Source organism: Paracoccus ravus, from assembly GCF_004522175.1.
GTDB lineage: Bacteria > Pseudomonadota > Alphaproteobacteria > Rhodobacterales > Rhodobacteraceae > Paracoccus > Paracoccus ravus.
In genome coordinates, this window is the sequence record NZ_SDEB01000006.1 from 61294 (window position 1) to 80232 (window position 18939).

An 18939-nucleotide genomic window follows, 5' to 3' on the forward strand; every position below is an offset into this window, starting at 1 on the left:
ATCGTAACAGAGGCTTGCCTGCGAAAAAGGCCCCGATCACGGGGCCCTTGACGATTGTGCAATCTGGCGCGGTCAGGCCTGCAGCGCGCGGACCCCGACCTCGCCCTCGCCGCGCGACTTGATTGCGGCCACGGCGGCGATGCTGCCCGCGGCAGTGGTGAAATAGGGGATCTTGTCGTTCAGCGCGACAGCGCGGATGTCGCGGGAATCGGCAATGGCCTGCGTGCCTTCGGTCGTGTTCAGGACCATCACGATCTCGCCATTCTTCAGGCGATCGACGATGTTCGGGCGGCCTTCGAAGACCTTGTTCACCGTCTCGGTCTCGACCCCTGCCCCTTTCAGGAACTCGGCCGTGCCACGGGTGGCGAGCAGGCGGAAGCCCATCGCGGTCAGATCACGCGCCGCCTCGGCAAAGGCCTCGGACTTGTCGGCATCCTTGACCGAAACGAAGACCAACCCCTCGTCCGGAAGCTGCGTGCCCGCCCCCATCTGCGCCTTGAGGAAGGCGCGAGCGAAGGTACGATCCCAGCCCATGACCTCGCCGGTCGAGCGCATTTCGGGACCAAGGATCGTATCCACGCCGGGGAAACGGGCAAAGGGCAGCACGGCTTCCTTAACCGAGAACCAGGGCGTGTTCGGATCTGCAAGTGTCAGCGGATCGGCAAAGGGCAGCGCGGTTTCCGGACCAACATTCTCGGGATAGGCGTCACGAGCCGGGAAGTTCGACATCGGTTCCCCGGCCATCAGCCGCGCGGCAATCGAGGCAATCGCGCTGTCGGTGGCTTTGGCGACGAAGGGCACCGTGCGCGAGGCGCGCGGGTTCACTTCCAGCACATAGATCGTGCCGTCCTTGATCGCGAATTGCACGTTCATCAGACCAACGACGTTCAGCGCCTTGGCCATGGCCACGGTCTGGGTCTTGATCTCGGCGATGGTGGCCGCGTCCAGCGTATGGGGCGGCAACGAACAGGCCGAGTCGCCCGAATGGACGCCGGCTTCCTCGATATGCTCCATGATGCCTGCAACATGGACGGTCTTGCCGTCCGAAAGCGCATCGACATCGACCTCGATCGCGCCCGAAAGGTAGCTGTCGAGCAGGACCGGGCTGTCACCCGAAACCTTGACGGCCTCGCGGATGTAGCGGTTCAGCTGGTCCATGTCGCGCACGATTTCCATCGCGCGGCCGCCCAGCACATAGGACGGGCGGATGACCAGCGGGAAGCCGACGCGCTTGGCGATCTCGATGGCCTGCTCGTCCGAGGAAGCGATGCCGTTGACCGGTTGCTTCAGGCCGAGGTCGTTCAGCAGCTTCTGGAAGCGCTCGCGGTCCTCGGCCAGGTCGATCGCGTCCGGCGTGGTGCCGAGGATCGGGATGCCTTCCTCTTCCAGCGCATTCGCGAGTTTCAGGGGCGTCTGGCCGCCGAATTGCACGATGACGCCGTGCAGCGTGCCGTTTTCCTGCTCGATGCGCAGGATTTCAAGGACGTGTTCCAGTGTCAGCGGCTCGAAATAGAGCCGGTCCGAGGTGTCGTAATCGGTCGAGACGGTCTCGGGGTTGCAGTTGACCATGATGGTCTCGTAGCCGGACTTGGTCAGCGAGAAACAGGCATGGCAGCAGCAATAATCGAACTCGATGCCCTGACCGATGCGGTTCGGGCCACCGCCGAGGATCACGACCTTCTTGCGGTCCGAGGGACGCGCCTCGTTTTCCACGTCGCCCATCGCCGGGGCTTCGTAGGTCGAGTACATGTAGGGGGTCTGGGCCTCGAACTCGGCGGCGCAAGTGTCGATGCGCTTGAAGACCGGGTGCAGGTCATGGGCGCGGCGCGCCTGACGCACGGCGGCTTCCGACTGGGCCGAAAGTGTCGCCAGACGCGCATCGGTGAAGCCCATCATCTTGAGCTTGCGCAGGGCTTCCAGATCGGTCGGCAGGCCGTTTTCGCGCACGCCGTTCTCGGCATCGACGATTTCGCGCAGGCGCGACAGGAACCACGGGTCAAAGGCGGTGGCGTGCTGGATCTCGTCATCCGTCAGGCCGTGGCGCATGGCTTGCGCGATCAGGCGCAGGCGGTCGGGAGTCTGGGCGCTGATCGCCTTGATGACGGCCGATTTCTCGGGCGCGCCGGGGATCTCGATCTCGTCGAGGCCGGTCAGCCCGTTCTCCATCGAGGTCAGCGCCTTTTGCAGCGATTCGTGGAAGGTGCGGCCGATCGCCATGACCTCGCCCACCGATTTCATCGCCGTGGTCAGTTCGGGCTTGGAGCCGGGGAATTTTTCAAACGCAAAGCGCGGGATCTTGGTCACGACATAGTCGATGGACGGCTCGAAGGACGCGGGCGTCACCTTGGTGATGTCGTTGTCGAGCTCGTCCAGCGTGTAGCCGACGGCCAGCTTCGCGGCGATCTTGGCGATCGGGAAGCCGGTGGCCTTCGATGCCAGCGCCGAGGACCGCGACACGCGCGGGTTCATCTCGATGACGACCATGCGGCCGTCTTTCGGGTTCACCGCCCATTGCACGTTGGAGCCGCCGGTTTCGACGCCGATTTCGCGCAGCACGGCGATCGAGCCGTTGCGCATGTCCTGATATTCGCGGTCGGTCAGGGTCAGCGCGGGGGCGACGGTGATCGAGTCGCCGGTATGGACGCCCATCGGATCGACGTTCTCGATCGAGCAGACGATGATGGCGTTGTCGGCGCGGTCGCGGACGACCTCGAATTCATATTCCTTCCAGCCGAGCAGCGATTCATCGACCAGAACCTGCGCGACGGGCGAGGCTTCCAGACCCGAACGGATGATGCGTTCGTAATCGTCGCGGTTATAGGCGACGCCGCCGCCGGTGCCGCCCAGCGTGAAGGCGGGGCGGATGATCGCGGGCAGGCCGATTTCTTCCAGATCCGTCAGGGCCTGCGCGATGCCGGCCTTGATGTCATATTTGCCATTCGAGAGCTTCGGCGCCGAAACAATGGTCGCGCGCGGGTTTTCCAGCCCGATGCGGTCCATGGCCTCGCGGAACAGCTTGCGGTCCTCGGCCATCTCGATGGCGGCGCGCTGCGCGCCAATGAGTTCCACGCCGTAGCGGTTCAGCACGCCCGCATCGGCAAGCGCCAGCGCTGTGTTCAGGCCGGTCTGCCCGCCCATGGTCGGCAGCAGCGCGTCGGGGCGTTCCTTGGCGATGATCTTTTCGACCATTTCCGGGGTGATCGGCTCGATATAGGTCGCATCGGCCATTTCCGGATCGGTCATGATCGTCGCCGGGTTCGAGTTGACCAGGATGACCCGGTAACCTTCTTCGCGCAGCGCCTTGCAGGCCTGAGCGCCGGAATAGTCGAATTCGCAGGCCTGACCGATGACGATGGGTCCGGCGCCGATGATCAGGATGGATTTGATATCGGTTCTTTTCGGCATGACGGCACCTCGGGCTTGCGACTGATAAATCGACCGGGGTTATAGCCATGGCAAGCCAAGGCGCAAGGGTCGGAAACAGTCCTCGCGCCAAAAATCGCCTTTCCGCCGCAGACGGAACCTATGGTCGCGTCGCAAGGAGGGATCTCCGGCGACACAGAATCGAGAGCCTAGATTCTCTGCCGCGGGAACTGCAAGGGGAAATGTGACAGCCGCTTCGGGCGGACCCGCTTGCGACTTATGCCGCGATGAATTCGCGCACGAAGGGGGTCGCGGGGCGGGCGCGGATGTCCTGCGGGCGGCCGACCTGTTCGATGCGGCCCATGGACATGACCACGACCAGATCGGCCAGTTCCATCGCCTCGTCCTGATCATGGGTGACAAAGACCGTGGTCAGGCCGGTGGTGTCGTGGATCTCGCGCAGGCCGTGGCGCAACTCTTTGCGCACACGGGCATCCAGCGCCCCGAAGGGTTCGTCGAGCAGCAGCATCCGCGGCTCGATCGCAAGCGCCCGGGCCAATGCGACGCGCTGGCGTTGGCCGCCCGAAAGCTGGTTCGGATAGCGTTCCGCGATCTGCGGCAACTGGATCAGTTCCAGAAGCTTCAATACCCGGCGCTCGATCTCGGCTGCGGGCGGACGGATGCGCCGGGGGCGGGCACGCAGACCATAGGCGATATTCTCAAAGACCGTCATATGGCGGAACAATGCGTAGCTTTGAAAGACAAAGCCCGCGCGTCGGTCTTGCACGCTCAGCCCCGTCGCGTCCTGCCCGTCGAACAGAACCCGGCCCGAGGTGGGAAATTCCAGCCCGCCCAGGATGCGCAGAAGCGTCGTCTTGCCCGATCCGGAAGGCCCCAGCAGCGCCACCAGCGCGCCCGAGGGGATCGGCAGGCTCACCGGATGCAGTGCCGTGGTATTGCCGAAGGTCTTGGCGATTTCGTCGATCTCGATATGCATGGGAACCTCAGTGGCGGCGGGTGGCGGCAAGCTGGTCGGCATGACGCCATTCCAGCACGGTTTTCAGAAGCAGCGTCAGCAGGGCCAGCAGCGCAAGCACTCCGGCCATGCTGAAGGCCGCGACCGACAGGTATTCGTTGTAAAGCATCTCGATGGTGATCGGCATGGTGGCGGTCTGGCCCCGGATCTTGCCCGAGACGACGGCCACCGCGCCAAACTCCCCCATGGCGCGGGCATTGCACAGCAGCACGCCATAGAGCAGCGCCCATCGGATGTTCGGCAGGGTCACGGTCAGAAACACCCGCCAGCCCGAGGCGCCGAGGGTCAGCGCGGCTTCCTCCTCGGTGCGGCCCTGCTCGATCATCACCGGGATCAGCTCGCGGGCGACGAAGGGGAAGGTCACGAAGACCGAGGCCAGCACGATCCCCGGCAGCGCGAAGATCACCGGATGGCCCGAGGCGACGAGCCAGCCGCCGAGTAGGCTGTTCGTGCCGAAAAGCAGCACCAGCGCCAGCCCCGCCACCACCGGCGAGACCGAGAAGGGCAGGTCGATCAGCGTGATCAGGAAGGCCTTGCCGCGGAAATCGAACTTGGTGATGACCCAAGCGGCGGCAATGCCGAAGATCGCATTGACCGGAACCGAGATGGCGGCGACGAGCAGTGTCAGCTTGATCGCCGAAAGTGCCTCGGGCTGGGCGAGTGATGCCATGGCCGCGACGCCACCCTTGGCCAGCGCCTCGGCAAAGACCACCGCCAGTGGGGCCAGCACCAGCAGCCCCAGCCCGGTCAGGGCAATGGCAATCAGCACGACCCGGGTCAGGCGGCTTTCATCGGTTGCGGGACGCCATTTCTGCGCCCAGCGCTCGGGGGGAAGCGCATACGCTTCGCTCAGCGTGCTGTCATACATGTCCGATCCTCCGCCGACTCCAGATCTGGATGAGATTGATGACCAGCAGCATTGAAAAACTGATCAGCAGCATGGCGATGCCGATGGCCGCAGCACCGCCATAGTCGAATTCCTCGAGCTTGATGACGATGAGCAAGGGGGCGATCTCGGTCTTCATCGGCAGGTTCCCGGCGATGAAGATGACCGAGCCATATTCCCCGACCGCGCGGGCCAGCGACAGGGCGAAACCAGTCAGGGCGGCGGGCGCGAGCATAGGCAGGATAACCCGCCGCAGGGTGTAAAGCCGCCCTGCCCCCAGCGTCGCCGAGGCCTCTTCGACCTCTTTCTCGATCTCGGCGATGACGGGCTGCACGGTGCGGGTGACAAAGGGCAGGCCCACGAAGATCAGCGCGATCAGGATCCCCCATTCGGTATAGGCGATCTTGCCGCCCATGGATTTCGCGATGCTGCCAAAGGTTCCGTTCGGCGCGTAAAGCGCGGTCAGTGCGATTCCGGCCACCGCCGTCGGCAGGGCGAAGGGCAGATCGACGACGGCATCGACAATGCGGCGGCCCGGAAAGTCATAGCGCGCCAGAACCCAGGCCAGAAGCGTGCCGAAGACCAGGTTGAAAGCGGCCGCGAGCAGGGCCAGCCGGAAGGACAGGTGGAGCGCCGCCCAGACGCGCGGCGTATTGATCGTGGCCCAGACCTCGGCGGGACCATAGCTGATGCCTTTCGCCAGCAGCGCGCCGATCGGCAGGATCACGATCAGCGACAGCATCGTCAGGGTAATCCCCATGCCGAGGCCAAAGCCCGGCATGGGGGATCTTGAGGCGCGGAGCATCGCAAGCGCCATGGGTCACATCCCCGCGTAGATCTGGTCAAAGATGCCGCCATCGCCGAAATGCTCGGGCTGGGCTTTCTTCCAGCCGCCGAAATCGGCGATGGTGACCAGATCCAGTTTCGGGAAGCGCTTCACATCCTCGGGGTTCGCGGCGCTGTCATCCCAGCCACGATAGTAATGTTTGAACGCCAAAGCCTGACCTTCGGGCGAATAGAGAAAGCCCAGATAGGCCTCGGCCAGCTTCTTCTGCGCGTCATCGGCGATGTTCTTCTCGACAATCGCCACCGGCGGCTCTGCGAGGATCGAGACCGAGGGCACGACGATGTCGAACTGGTCGTCGCCCAACTCGTTCAGCGCCAGGTAGGCCTCATTCTCCCAAGCCAGCAGCACATCGCCGATCTCGCGCTGGGTGAAAGTCGTGGTCGAGCCGCGCGCACCGCTGTCCAGCACCGGGACATGCTTGTAGATATCGGCCACGAATTGTTTCGGGTCTTTGCCGCTCTTTTCGGCCCAGGCCCAGGCCGCCAGATAGTTCCAGCGCGCCCCGCCCGAGGTCTTGGGGTTCGGCGTGATGACCTCGACCCCTTCCTTCACAAGGTCATCCCAGTCCTTGATCCCCTTGGGGTTACCCTCGCGCACCAGAAAGACGATGGTCGAGGTATAGGGCGAGGAATTATGCGGCAGCCGCTCTTGCCAATCGGCGGGCAGCAGGCCGCTTTCGGCCACCTTGTCGATATCCGAGGCCAGGGCCAGCGTCACCACCTGCGCCTTGAGCCCGTCGATCACCGAACGCGCCTGCGCCCCCGAACCACCATGCGAGGTTTCGATTGTCGGCTTGTCCTGACCATCGGCCTGCCATTTCGCGGCAAAGGCGGCATTGACCTCGCGGTAAAGCTCGCGGGTCGGATCGTAGCTGACATTCAGCAGGGAGTTTTCCGCCTGCGCCTGCGAAGCCAGCGCAAGCCCGCCTATGGTCAGCGCCAGCGCGACGCCGCGCCGCACGCCAAGACTGATGCAACGCTCCAGCAAGGTCCGGCGCAGAGGATAGCCCGTCATGGTCTTGGTTCCATCCTGCACTGTCATGCGGCCATCGAAATGGCGGCTGACGACGCGGCCATGGGCCAGCTGGCTGTCATTCACACGAATCGTCCGGATCATTTGCGGCATCCCTTCTCCCCTGGGGGCCACGGCCCCAATACCGTAATTACGACAGGGTTAATCGTTTATTTCAAGAAAAAAGACGAATAACCTGATCGTTATTATTGAGTATTTAAATCAGGGGTTTGCCGATGAATGCGCGGATTTTCCATCCGCCAAAACTCTGTCGGCAAGGCGTCGCCGCGAATCATGCGAGCAGAAAAACGCCGCGCGGATGAGGCGCGGCGTGCGGGTTCATGCGATAGGGCAGGCTTCACTCGGCCAGCTGATCCTCGGCCTTCTGGGCCAGGGCCTCGGCCCGGGCGGCAAGTTCGGCCATGGCCTCGGCAAGGCTGGGGGGCAGTACCGGCACCTCGACCCGCTGCGGATTGACCTTGAGCCGGTTCACCTCGCGTTCAACCGAGGCCAGCCGGTCCTCGAGCGCAGATGTCCGATCCGCCAGCATCAGCCCCGCCAGCAACAAGAGCCGCGGCTCGGGCATCCGTCCGGCCTGCCCCAGAATCGCCTGCGCCTCGGTGTCAAAGAGCGCTGCGGCCCGTTTCAGGGCGCGCTCCTCCCCCTCCTGACAGGTCAGGGTATAGGATTTGTGCCCGATCATGAATTCGACTTCGGCCATCGTTCAGCCCCTTTGCTCTTCGCTCTCGGTCAGATCCGCCGTCATGCCATGTTCCAGCGGCATCGGACTTTCGACCGTCGCGGGGACATCATCACCGGAAAGGGGCTCGACACGGGGCTGCAGATTCATCATCCGGTCCAGTGAATCCATGATTTCCCCCAGCTTTTGCAACTCTGCCGAGCGAGTCGCGCGCAGAGACTGGATCTCGGCCTCGAGCGCGGCGCGCGCGGGGTCCTCCCCGGCACCGGATGCGCCGCTCAGCGCCCGGTTCGCGGCAATGAGCGCCTCGTTCGACGCCAGCAGATCGCCCGCACGCTCCTCGGTTTCGGACAGGCGTTCGTTCATGACCGCAAGGCGGGCTTCGTAGCTTGTCACGGCGGAACTGTGGCTCGCCCGCAGGGCCTCCAACTCATCCGAGAGGCGCTGGATATGGGCCTGGCTCTCCGCCTCGGCTTCAGGATCCGCCCCCGCCATGCCCTTGCGCAGTCCCGCGCTGCGATCGATGAAATTGTCGAGGCGGTCCAGAGCCGCAATCAGCCGCTTTTCGCTGGCATTCAGGTCGTCTTTCATCGGCCGGAATTCCTTTCGGTATCGGGGGGCTTGGGCACGGGCTTGTGACTTTTTCGCATCGCTTGGCGCTTAAGACAAGGATGGCGGTCGATTCTGCCCAAAGCTTCGCGCTTTTGTGCCGTCCCCATAGGCTCAGGCATCCCGGATTTCGCGATGCTCGGCCAGCAATCCGCGGATAATCGCCCAAACCGCGCCGAGCAGGACGATGGTGAAGGGCAATCCCGTCGAGACCGCCATTGCCTGCAGCGCGGTCAGCCCGCCGCCCAGAAGCAGCACGATCGCGACGATGCCGACAAAGGCGCACCAGAAGATGCGCTGCGGCGTGGGCGAGCCCACCTTGCCGCCCGAGCAGATCGTGTCGATGACAAGCGAGCCCGAATCCGACGATGTGATAAAGAACACCACGACCAGCACGATGCCGACAAAGCTGCTGATCGCATACATCGGCAGATGCACCAGCATCTCGAAAAGCTGCAATTCCAACGCTGAATTGGCGACGCTGTCGATGCCGGACTGAAGCTGCGAGATCGCCGTGCCGCCAAGGGCCGTCATCCACAGGACCGAGATGATCGGCGGCACGATCAGCACCGCCATGAGGAATTCGCGCACGCTGCGCCCGCGCGAGACGCGGGCGATGAACATGCCGACAAAGGGGGACCAGCTGATCCACCATGCCCAGTAGAACGCCGTCCAGCCATGCCGGAACGCATCATCCGTCCGGCCGACAGGATTGGACAGCGGCACGAGATCACGCGCATAGGCCCCCAGGTTGCCAAAGAATCCCTTCAGGATCTGCAATGTCGGCCCGTTGACGATGATGAACAGCAAGAGAATCAGCGCGAGCCACATATTGGCGCGGGACAAGGTCTGCACGCCCTTGTCGATCCCGGCCACGACGCTAAGTGTGGCAACGGCGGTGATTGCCAGGATGAGCACGATCTTTGTGGCCGAGCCATCCCCGATCCCGAACAGGAAATGAAGGCCCGCCGTGGCCTGCTCGGCCCCGAAACCCAATGAGGTCGCCAGTCCGAACACGGTCGCGAATACCGCGAGAATGTCGATGACATGGCCCGGCCAGCCCCAGATCCTTTCTCCGAAGATCGGATAAAAGACCGAGCGCATGGTCAAAGGCAGGCCCTTGTTATAGCTGAAAAGCCCCAGCGACAAAGCCACGACCGCATAGATGCCCCAGGGGTGCAGACCCCAGTGAAAGACCGTGGCCGCCATCGCAAGACGCCGCGATTCCAGCGCATTCCCCGCCGCGCCCTCGAGCGGCGCGGCATCGGTGCGCAGGCCGTTCTCAAAGATAGGTCCGCGCATCGCCTCGCTGTAATGGCTGAGCGGTTCGGACACGCCATAGAACATCAGCCCGATCCCCATACCCGCCGCGAAGAGCATGGCGAACCAGCCCGTGCGGCTGAAATCCGGCTCGGCATGGGGGCCGCCCAGCCTGATCCGTCCCAGCGGCGAGACGATCAGCCCAAGGCAGAGCAGCACGAAGATATTGCCTGCGAGCATGAAGAACCAGTCCAGATGGTTCGTCAGCCAGCCCCGCAGGCTGGTGAAGAAGATCTCGGAACCGCTGGGCTGGGCGACGCCGTCAATCGCCGCATGGGCGGTGAAATACTGCAGCGCGAGCGTGCCGACGGTGAAGGTGACGATCGTGGCCGCCGAGACCGTGAAGACGACATGATGGACGTCATAGGGGATGACCCCCTCGCCCTGGATATTGTCCTGACCGATCTCGTAATCCGTGTCGATGATCGCCGTCGGCCCCTCGGGCGCGGGGAGCGACTCTTCTTCCACGGCCGGGGGGGCGGTTTCAGGAATGTCCTTGAACGGGCCTTCAGCGGGATCACTCATGCACTTTCCTCTTCTTGGCACCGGAGCAGTGCCCGGAGCGACAGCGGCAGCGAAAGGGACGGCTTTTCGAAAGCTTATCCCACCATCCTAGCGCCGCTCAGACTTTTCAGTCAAAGGATGCTTGCTTATAAGGCATGGGGTCCTGAACGGAGAGAAAGATGCGCCGCGCAACCATCAGCCGCGACACGGCCGAAACGCAGATCGAGGTCGAGCTGAATCTCGACGGCACGGGCAAATATGACAACCGGACCGGCATCGGCTTTTTCGACCATATGCTGGACCAGCTTTCGCGCCATTCGCTGATCGACCTGACCGTGCGGGCCAAGGGCGATCTGCATATCGACGACCACCACACGGTCGAGGATTGCGGCATCGCCATCGGCCAGGCCCTGACCAAAGCCCTTGGAGACAAGACCGGGATCCGCCGCTATGGCAGCTTCCATCTGGCGATGGACGATGCGCTGATCCGCGCGGCGCTGGATCTCTCGGCCCGGCCGTTCCTGGTCTGGAACGTGGAGTTCCCGACCCAGAAGATCGGCAGTTTCGACACCGAACTGGTGCGCGAGTTCTTCCAGGCGCTCTCCACGCATGGCGGGATCACCCTGCATGTCGACCGCCTGCACGGCGTCAACAGCCACCATATCGCCGAGGCCGCCTTCAAGGCCGTGGCCCGCGCGCTGCGCGAGGCGGTCGAGAGCGATCCGCGCATGGCGGGCGTTCTGCCCTCGACCAAGGGGGCGTTGTGATGCGGGTCGCGCTGGTCGATTACGACAGCGGAAACCTGCATTCCGCCGAAAAGGCCTTTGCCCTGATGGGCCGGGAGGCGGGGGCCGAGATCCTGGTGACCTCGGATCCCGAGACGGTGCGCGCCGCCGACCGGATCGTCCTGCCGGGTGACGGCGCATTCCCCGCCTGCCGCGCGGCACTGGATGCCGTGCCGGGCATGGTCGATGTCCTGCGCGAGGCGGTGATGGCGCGCGGCGTGCCCTTCATGGGGATCTGCGTCGGCATGCAGATGCTGGCCTCGATCGGGCATGAATATCGCGACACGGCGGGGCTGGGCTGGATCGAGGGCGAGATCGACGCCATCGACGCGCCGGGAATGAAAGTGCCGCATATGGGCTGGAACGACCTGACGGTGCTGCAACCCCATCCGCTGCTCGAGGGGATCACGACCGGCGATCACGCCTATTTCGTGCATAGCTGGCAATTCCGCGTCCGCGACGCCGCGCATCTCTTGGCGACGGCGGAATATGCTGCGCCCGTGACGGCGGTGGTCGGGCGCGACAATATCGTCGGAACCCAGTTCCACCCCGAGAAATCGCAGGAGGTCGGGCTGCGCATCATCGCGAATTTCCTGCGCTGGCGCCCCTGAGCAACGCGGCGGGGGCTCTGCCCCCCGCCTCATCGGCCCCTCGATGGGGCCGATGAGGCGTCCCCCGGGATATTTCTTCAAGAAAGAAGTCGCGCGCGGATCATTTCACCCGCAGCCATTCCTGTGTCTTGCAGAAGACCGCGACACAGCCCGAAACGCTCAGGACATCGCCTTGAAGCTGCATCTTGGATTTGTAGGTCTTGCCCGAGCCCGGATCCCAGATCGTGCCGCCTGAAAAGGCGCCGGTGCTGGCCTCGGTCATATTGGCGACGATATTGCGGCCGGTATTCGGCGAGCCGATCTCCTTGCCCGCGCGATCGAATGACCGCATGAGCCTGCCGCAATACTTGCCGCCGCAATCGTAGAACTGGACCATCCCCACCTGTCCCAGATCGTTTGGTTGCGTCTTGAAGATGCCGCCGATGCCCTCGGCCTGGGCGACGGTTCCGCCCAGCATCAGCAGGGCGGCGATTGCCAGTGATTTCATTCTTCTCTCTCCCTTGGGCATTGCGCCCATGGCGCAGACTGATTTCGGCCCGGGCACAGAGGCAAGCGTGACGCGACGTTGAGCGGGCCGAGGTTCCCTCCGCCCTGCCCCTTCCGATTGCCGCCCGGCTGTGGCAAAGCGTCGCCAACCATAGGAGTGATGCGATGATCCTTTATCCCGCGATCGACCTCAAGGACGGCAATTGCGTCCGTCTGCTGCGCGGTGACATGGAAGCGGCGACCGTATTCGGCACCGATCCGGCGGCTCAGGCCCGCGCGTTTCAGGATGCGGGCGCCCAATGGGTGCATCTCGTCGATCTGAACGGTGCCTTCGCAGGACATCCGGTCAATGCCGAGGCCGTCGAGGCGATTCTGGGAGCCATCGACATTCCGGCCCAGCTTGGCGGCGGCATCCGCGACATGGCGACGATCGAGGCCTGGCTGGAGCGGGGCCTGGCCCGCGTCATCCTGGGCACGGTCGCGGTTGAGCAGCCCTCGCTGGTGCGCGAGGCGGCGCTGGCCTTTCCCGGCAAGATCGCCGTGGGGATCGATGCGCGAGGCGGCAAGGTGGCGACCCGGGGCTGGGCCGAGGAGACCGATGTCAACGTGACGGATCTTGCCCATCAGTTCGAAGACGCGGGCGTTTCCGCGATCATCTATACCGATATCGACCGCGACGGCGCGATGCAGGGGCCGAACATCCCCGCGACCGAGGCGCTTGCGCGGGCGGTGAATATCCCCGTCATCGCCTCGGGCGGGGTCAGTTCGATGCAGGATCTGCTGGCCTTGCGCGATGCGCGCGTGATTGCCGGTGCGATCTCGGGCCGGGCGCTTTACGATGGCGCGATCAATCTGGGCGAGGCGCTGCGCGCGCTGGCATAAGGGGGCGAGATGCTCAAGACACGGGTGATCCCTTGCCTCGACGTGGCCGATGGCCGCGTCGTCAAGGGCGTGAATTTCGTCGATCTGGTGGACGCTGGCGATCCGGTCGAGGCCGCGCGCGCCTATGACGCCGCCGGGGCGGATGAAATCTGCTTTCTCGACATCCATGCGACGCATGAAAATCGCGGCACGATGTATGACCTCGTCACCCGCACGGCCGAGGCCTGTTTCGTGCCCTTGACCGTGGGCGGCGGCGTGCGCAGCCATCACGACGTGCGCGCGCTGCTGCTTGCGGGGGCGGACAAGGTCAGCTTCAACTCGGCCGCCGTCGCCGATCCGAATGTGATCGCCGAGGCCGCCGACCGTTTCGGCAGCCAATGCATCGTCTGCGCCATCGACGCCAAGACCGTTGCCCCCGGCAAATGGGAGATCTTTACCCATGGCGGGCGCAAACCCACCGGGATCGACGCCGTCGAATTCGCCCGCCTCGTCGCGTCTAGGGGCGCAGGCGAGATCCTTCTGACCAGCATGGACCGCGACGGCACGAAATCGGGTTTCAATATCCCGCTGACCCGCGCCGTGGCCGATGCCGTGAATATCCCCGTGATCGCCTCGGGCGGGGTCGGCACGCTGGAGCATCTGGCCGAGGGCGTGATCGAGGGCCATGCCTCGGCCGTACTGGCGGCCTCGATCTTCCATTTCGGCACATTCACCCTGCGCGAGGCCAAGGAGCACATGGCCGCCGCCGGCATTCCCGTGAGGCTCACATGAGCGCGCTTCACCGCCTTGCCCAGACCATCGAATCGCGCAAGGGCGCGGATCCCGAGACCAGCTGGACCGCCAAGCTGCTGTCGAAGGGCCCCGAGAAATGCGCCGAGAAATTCGGCGAGGAGGCCGTCGAGGCCATTATCGAGGCCGTCAAGGGCGACCGCGAAAAGCTGGTCGGCGAGGCCGCCGATGCGCTCTACCATCTGCTGGTGATGCTCGCCGCACGCGATGTGACGCTCGATGACGTCGAAAATGAACTGGACCGCCGCGAAGGGCGTTCCGGTATCGACGAAAAAGCTTCACGAAAGTGACACGATGCTGGAGCAACTGGTCGCGGAATTTTCGCGCCCGATGAACCTGCCCTTCGGGGTTGTCATGCTGCGCCTCGCGGTCGCCCTTGTGCTCGGCGGCCTGATCGGCTGGGAGCGAGAGGTGCGTCACCGTGCCGCCGGGCTACGCACGCATATGCTGATCACGCTTGCAGCCGCCTGCTTTGCGCTGGTGGCGCTGGAACTGGTCGATTTTCAGAACGTGAATGTCGATCAGCAGCGCACCGATCCCCTGCGCCTGATCGAGGCGGTGACGGCCGGGGTCGCCTTTCTGGCGGCAGGCTCGATCGTCATCAACCAGGGCAATGTGCGCGGCATCACCACCGGCGCGTCAATGTGGCTTTGCGGTGCGATCGGACTGTGCTGCGGAACAGGCGATCTGCGCCTTGCCATGCTGGCCACGGTCATGGCGCTGGTCGTGCTTTACCTCGTGCGGGCGCTGGTCACGCCCATCGCCCGCGACGAGGGGTCAGCCGATTAGGCCGGGACCGGCACCACCTTGACCGCGCCATTCTGGGCCGACAGGGCGATCTCGCCTGCGGCCAGACGCAATGCATCCTTGCCAAAGACCTCTGCCCGCCAGCCATGCAGCGCGGGGATGTCGCGCAGGCCCGAGGCGATCGCATCCAGTTCCGCCGCCGAGGCGATCAGGCGCGGCGCGACACCCGCCTCGTCCGACTTGGCCTTGAGCAGCACGCGCAGCAAGTCGGACAGCGCGGCATTGCCCGGGCGGCCCGGCTCGTCCGGGGCGGGCTTGGGCAGATCCTTGGCCTCGACACCGGCCTTGACCGCGACAAGGATGCCATTCGCGATCTCGCCCCGGCGCGCGTCGCGCAAAAGCAACCGCGACTTGCCCAGATCGGCCTCGGACATCGGCTTGGTCGAGGCCAGTTCGATCAGCGCGTCGTCCTTGAAGACGCGGGCGCGCGGGATGTCGCGCTCTTGCGCGAAGGTCTCGCGGAACCGCGCCAATTCGCGCACCACGGCAAGAAAGCGCGGCGAACCCGAGCGGGTGCGGATGCGCTGCCAGGCCTCGTCGGGGCGGGTGATATAGGTCTCGGGGTCGAGAAGCACCGCGACCTCTTCCTGCAGCCAAGGCGCGCGACCGGTTTTATTCAACTGCTCCGATAGGAATTCATAGATCGCCCGCAGATGGGTCACATCGGCCAGCGCATATTGCGCCTGCGCATCCGAGAGCGGACGGATCGACCAGTCCGTGAAGCGCGAGGACTTGTCGAGCGGCTGGCGGGCGATCTTCTTGACCAGCGTCTCATAGCCGACCTGCTCGCCGAAGCCGCAGACCATCGCCGCGATCTGCGTGTCGAAGAGCGGATCGGGGAAGACCCCGGCATCATGGAAGAAGATCTCCAGATCCTGACGCGCGGCATGAAAGACCTTGACCGTCGCCTTGTGGCGGAACAGGTCGTAAAGCGGCTCGAGCGAGAGCCCCTCGGCCAGAGGGTCGATCAGCACGGCGGGACCGCCCTCGCCGCCCTTGACGGTGGAGGGCGGCAGCGCGGCCTGAATCAGGCACAGCTTCGAATAATAGGTGCGCTCGCGCAGGAACTCGGTGTCGAGCGTGACATAGGGCTGGGACTTCGCAACTTCGCAGAACTCGGCCAGTTCGGCCGTGGTGGTGATCGTGCGGATATCTTCGCGGCGGGCAGTCTTGGGGCTGGCGGACATTGATGACTTTCAGGGCATGGGCGGGGCATCCGCCGGATCTACCCCTCGCCCATCCATCAGACGTCGCGGAAAATCAAGCCGCGACGTGACAGTTTACAACGGTTCTATGTCACCCTGTGCCCGCTGCGCCTCGAATTCCGCAACGAAATCCGACAGGCGGCCAGCGGCGATGGCTCCACGCAGCCCTGCCATCAGTTCCTGGAAATAATGCAGGTTGTGCCAAGTCAGCAGCATCCCCGAGATCATCTCGCCCGAGCGGAAGACGTGATGCAGATAGGCGCGGGAATAGCCCGTGCAGGCCGGGCAGGTGCATTGCTCGTCCAGCGGACGGGTATCGTCGGCATGGCGGGCGTTCTTGATATTGACCTGACCGCGACGGGTCCAAGCCTGCCCCGTGCGCCCCGAGCGCGAGGGCAGCACGCAATCCATCATGTCGACGCCGCGCACCACCGCGCCGACGATATCGTCGGGCTTGCCGACACCCATCAGGTAGCGCGGCTTGTCCTCGGGCAGGAAGCCGGGGGCGTAATCGAGGACGCCGAACATGGCCTCCTGCCCCTCGCCGACGGCAAGGCCGCCAATGGCATAGCCCTCGAAGCCGATGGATTTCAGGGCCTCGGCCGATTCCTCGCGCAGTTCCGGCGTGACGCCGCCCTGCATGATCCCGAAAAGCGCGTGCCCCGGACGGTCGCCAAAGGCATCCCGGCTACGCTGCGCCCAGCGCATCGACATGCGCATGGATTTCGCGACCTCTTCGTCGGTGGCGGGCAGCGCCGGACATTCGTCGAAGCACATGACGATGTCGGAACCCAGAAGCCGCTGGATCTCCATGCTGGTTTCCGGCGACAGGAAGTGCTTGCTGCCATCGACATGGCTCGCGAAGGTCACGCCTTCTTCGGTCAGCTTGCGCAGGCCCGACAGGCTCATCACCTGAAAGCCGCCCGAATCGGTCAGAATGGGGCGTTCCCAATTCATGAATTTGTGCAGCCCACCCAGACGGGCCACGCGTTCCGCGCCAGGGCGCAGCATCAGGTGATAGGTATTGCCCAGCAGGATATCCGCCCCGGTCGCGCGAACCGATTCGGGCATCATCGCCTTGACCGTGGCGGCGGTGCCGACGGGCATGAAGGCCGGAGTGCGGATCTCGCCACGCGGGGTCTGGATCACGCCGGTACGGGCACGGCCATCTGTGGCCGAGACGGAAAACTGGAATTTGTCGCTCATGCGGCGGCTCTTAGGCTTTTTGGAGAAGCTTTGCAAAGGTGGCTTATGCGCCCGCTGCGCGTAACAGCTTTGCCCGCGCCGGAGGAATCGCCCCGATCTCAAGCCCGGTAAAGACATGCAACGTGTTCATCTGGCTATCGACCACCGCATGATCGCTGACCCAGCCGCCCATCGCCAGATAGGATCGCAACAAGGGCGGCATCGCCGCCATGGCGAGCCGGGGATCGGGCTTGCGCAGCCGCAAGGCACGGGCAAAGCGAAAGACCTTCGGCGCTTTCACCCGAGGCAACCAGCGCTTGGGCGCGAGGTGGCGCTCGCGCAGCATGGCAAAGGCATCCTCATAGCCCTCGATCGCGGTTCCCATGAAGCTTGAGCAGCCAAAGAGCATCTCGATCCGCTCGGCATCGACATGGCGGGCCAGCGCGCCCCAGGCAAGGCGCAGGATATCGGGGTCATGGCAGCCGGGACGGATGCAAAAGCGACCGATCTCGACCATGCGGCCTGCAAAGCCGCGCAGCCGCGACAGGTTGTAATAGCGCGAGGAGTAGCTGTCATCGATTTCGGAGCCGCCCGACAGGGTCAGCATCCGAAAACATGCGACAAGCTGGCCCGAGGCCATTTCATGGATCAGCACATGCGAACAGCGGCTGTCGTAATCATCGGCATCAAGCGAATCATCACCCGCCTCTTCGCCGGCTCGCATCCCGATGAAACACAGCCAACGCAATTGCTGCGCCGCCCGGATTTCCGCGGGTGATTCTGCGGTTCGGACCTCGTAACGGCCTTTGCGCAATGCCATCATGGCGCTCCTGCCCAACCCTTCGAAAGACGGGCGGCAGCGCCAATCCCGCCTTGTTCCTGTCCTCCCTGCACCTATCTTGTAACACGGGCGCTACAGAATGAAGGACAAAGATGACCGAGCGCGTGATCAAATCCGATGCGGAATGGCAAGCCGAGCTGGACCCCGAAACCTATCGCGTGACGCGGCTGGCAGGAACCGAGCGGCCCTTTTCCCATCCCGGCTTTCCGAAAGGTGCCGGGCATTACGAATGCATCTGCTGCGGCGCGCGGCTGTTCGATGGCGATGCCAAATTCGAAAGCTATTGCGGCTGGCCCAGCTTTTCGCGCCCCGGCGGCGCGATCGACGAGCATCATGATGCCAGCCACGGGATGATCCGGACCGAGGTCCGCTGCCAGCAATGCGACGCGCATCTGGGCCATGTCTTTCCCGACGGACCGCCGCCCACGGGGCTAAGATATTGTATTAACGGCGTCGCACTTCGCTTCGTTCCCGATGCCGGCTGACGGGAAGGGCGCCGATCCGGCGCCCTTTTCCTTTACTGCGCGATCATGTCGCCAGCCTGGACGCGGCCGACATTGCCCAGAAGCTGACGCGCAAGGCCAAGGCTCGTCACGCCGCTATCGGTCACCCGCCGCGACAGGACCACGACCCGCCCGCGCTCGAGCCCGAAGCGCTCGACATTGGTGACAAGCCCGCTTTCGGCAAAGCTGATCGCCACGACCTCTCGGCTGACCTCGCGCGGTTCGCGTGCGCCAAAGAATTCCCAGCGCGAGCCGACGTAATACCATGCCGAGCCGGTCAGCAGCCCCTGCGAACTGGGACGACCGATCATTCCGTCGAGTTCCGACTGGTTGGTCTTGCCGACCACCACTTGCGCAAGCTCGTCATCTGCTGGCACATAGCCGTGGTTTCGATAGGTCGCGGTGCAAGCGGCAAGTGCCACGGGAACAGTCAGTGCGAAAGCCATGATCTGCCGCCGAGAAATCTTCATCTTGCACCTGTCCCTTATGCGCCTGTTGACGCCGCGCGACCGGCTTAGCAAACTCATGCCCCGCGCTCAAGAATATCCACGGTAACGGCATCGACAGTG

General features: G+C 64.2%; 20 protein-coding genes. 7 read left to right on the plus strand and 13 right to left on the minus strand.

The features are described 5' to 3' along the window. Positions 1-72: 72 nt before the first annotated feature. From carB to ESZ60_RS06985, 8 genes are all read right to left on the minus strand, one after another. A complete protein-coding gene (gene carB, locus ESZ60_RS06950; protein ID WP_134679702.1) occupies positions 73-3405 on the minus strand; it encodes a carbamoyl-phosphate synthase large subunit in 3333 nt (1110 codons plus the stop codon). A 235-nt stretch (positions 3406-3640) separates the two neighbouring features. Then, positions 3641-4360: a sulfate/molybdate ABC transporter ATP-binding protein gene (locus ESZ60_RS06955; protein WP_134679850.1), complete on the minus strand. Its 720-nt coding sequence runs from the start codon at positions 4358-4360 to the stop codon at positions 3641-3643. A gap of 7 nt (positions 4361-4367) precedes the next feature. Continuing rightward, on the minus strand, positions 4368-5267 hold the full coding sequence (cysW, locus tag ESZ60_RS06960) for a sulfate ABC transporter permease subunit CysW (RefSeq protein WP_134679703.1): 900 nt from the start codon (positions 5265-5267) through the stop codon (positions 4368-4370). After that, positions 5260-6102, minus strand: a complete 843-nt coding sequence (cysT, locus tag ESZ60_RS06965) for a sulfate ABC transporter permease subunit CysT (RefSeq protein WP_134679704.1) — start codon at positions 6100-6102, stop codon at positions 5260-5262. Before cysT ends, cysW begins: the two co-directional genes overlap by 8 nt. Positions 6103-6105: 3 nt before the next feature. Further along, positions 6106-7248: a sulfate ABC transporter substrate-binding protein gene (locus tag ESZ60_RS06970; RefSeq protein ID WP_245155605.1), complete on the minus strand. Its 1143-nt coding sequence runs from the start codon at positions 7246-7248 to the stop codon at positions 6106-6108. A gap of 253 nt (positions 7249-7501) precedes the next feature. Continuing rightward, complete coding sequence (locus ESZ60_RS06975; protein WP_134679705.1) at positions 7502-7864, minus strand: cell division protein ZapA; 363 nt, start codon at positions 7862-7864, stop codon at positions 7502-7504. Between the two features lie 3 nt (positions 7865-7867). After that, positions 7868-8434 carry a hypothetical protein gene (locus ESZ60_RS06980; RefSeq protein ID WP_209021257.1) on the minus strand — a complete coding sequence of 189 codons (567 nt, stop codon included), beginning with the start codon at positions 8432-8434 and terminating at the stop codon, positions 7868-7870. Between the two features lie 132 nt (positions 8435-8566). Continuing rightward, positions 8567-10297, minus strand: coding sequence for a BCCT family transporter (locus ESZ60_RS06985; RefSeq protein ID WP_134679706.1), 1731 nt, complete (start codon positions 10295-10297; stop codon positions 8567-8569). 158 nt (positions 10298-10455) lie between these two features. Here ESZ60_RS06985 and hisB point away from each other — a divergent pair, with 158 nt between their 5' ends. Next, entirely contained in the window at positions 10456-11043 is a 588-nt protein-coding gene (gene hisB, locus ESZ60_RS06990; RefSeq protein WP_134679707.1) for an imidazoleglycerol-phosphate dehydratase HisB, read from the plus strand. After that, the gene (gene hisH / locus ESZ60_RS06995; protein ID WP_134679708.1) at positions 11043-11672 is read left to right on the plus strand and encodes an imidazole glycerol phosphate synthase subunit HisH; all 630 of its coding nucleotides are present in this window, start codon (positions 11043-11045) and stop codon (positions 11670-11672) included. The genes hisB and hisH overlap by 1 nt, the downstream gene beginning before the upstream one ends. A 100-nt stretch (positions 11673-11772) precedes the next feature. Here hisH and ESZ60_RS07000 read toward each other — a convergent pair whose 3' ends face one another. Then, positions 11773-12159, minus strand: a complete 387-nt coding sequence (locus ESZ60_RS07000; protein WP_134679709.1) for a DUF2147 domain-containing protein — start codon at positions 12157-12159, stop codon at positions 11773-11775. 164 nt (positions 12160-12323) lie between these two features. Here ESZ60_RS07000 and hisA point away from each other — a divergent pair, with 164 nt between their 5' ends. From hisA to ESZ60_RS07020, 4 genes are read left to right on the plus strand one after another with little or no spacing between them, the layout of a single operon-like run. Continuing rightward, positions 12324-13040 (plus strand): 1-(5-phosphoribosyl)-5-[(5-phosphoribosylamino)methylideneamino]imidazole-4-carboxamide isomerase, encoded by a 717-nt coding sequence (hisA, locus tag ESZ60_RS07005; RefSeq protein ID WP_134679710.1) that lies wholly within the window; start codon positions 12324-12326, stop codon positions 13038-13040. Positions 13041-13049: 9 nt separating this feature from the next. Beyond that, complete coding sequence (gene hisF, locus ESZ60_RS07010) at positions 13050-13811, plus strand: imidazole glycerol phosphate synthase subunit HisF (protein WP_134679711.1); 762 nt, start codon at positions 13050-13052, stop codon at positions 13809-13811. Continuing rightward, entirely contained in the window at positions 13808-14119 is a 312-nt protein-coding gene (locus tag ESZ60_RS07015) for a phosphoribosyl-ATP diphosphatase (RefSeq protein WP_134679712.1), read from the plus strand. The genes hisF and ESZ60_RS07015 overlap by 4 nt, the downstream gene beginning before the upstream one ends. Positions 14120-14123: 4 nt before the next feature. Continuing rightward, the gene (locus ESZ60_RS07020; RefSeq protein WP_134679854.1) at positions 14124-14618 is read left to right on the plus strand and encodes an MgtC/SapB family protein; all 495 of its coding nucleotides are present in this window, start codon (positions 14124-14126) and stop codon (positions 14616-14618) included. On the opposite strand, the gene rnd is transcribed toward ESZ60_RS07020, so the two are convergent. The 3 genes from rnd to ESZ60_RS07035 form a co-directional block, all read right to left on the minus strand. Further along, a complete protein-coding gene (rnd, locus tag ESZ60_RS07025) occupies positions 14615-15787 on the minus strand; it encodes a ribonuclease D (RefSeq protein WP_167620086.1) in 1173 nt (390 codons plus the stop codon). The two genes, ESZ60_RS07020 and rnd, sit on opposite strands and share 4 nt — an antisense overlap. A gap of 129 nt (positions 15788-15916) precedes the next feature. After that, on the minus strand, positions 15917-17047 hold the full coding sequence (gene tgt, locus ESZ60_RS07030; RefSeq protein ID WP_134679714.1) for a tRNA guanosine(34) transglycosylase Tgt: 1131 nt from the start codon (positions 17045-17047) through the stop codon (positions 15917-15919). 43 nt (positions 17048-17090) lie between these two features. Next, the gene (locus ESZ60_RS07035; RefSeq protein WP_134679715.1) at positions 17091-17849 is read right to left on the minus strand and encodes a GNAT family N-acetyltransferase; all 759 of its coding nucleotides are present in this window, start codon (positions 17847-17849) and stop codon (positions 17091-17093) included. Between the two features lie 110 nt (positions 17850-17959). On the opposite strand from ESZ60_RS07035, the gene msrB reads away from it, so the two are divergent. Continuing rightward, on the plus strand, positions 17960-18352 hold the full coding sequence (gene msrB / locus ESZ60_RS07040) for a peptide-methionine (R)-S-oxide reductase MsrB (protein WP_134679716.1): 393 nt from the start codon (positions 17960-17962) through the stop codon (positions 18350-18352). A 32-nt stretch (positions 18353-18384) separates the two neighbouring features. On the opposite strand, the gene ESZ60_RS07045 is transcribed toward msrB, so the two are convergent. Continuing rightward, a complete protein-coding gene (locus tag ESZ60_RS07045) occupies positions 18385-18840 on the minus strand; it encodes an outer membrane protein assembly factor BamE (RefSeq protein WP_134679717.1) in 456 nt (151 codons plus the stop codon). Positions 18841-18939 lie beyond the last annotated feature (99 nt).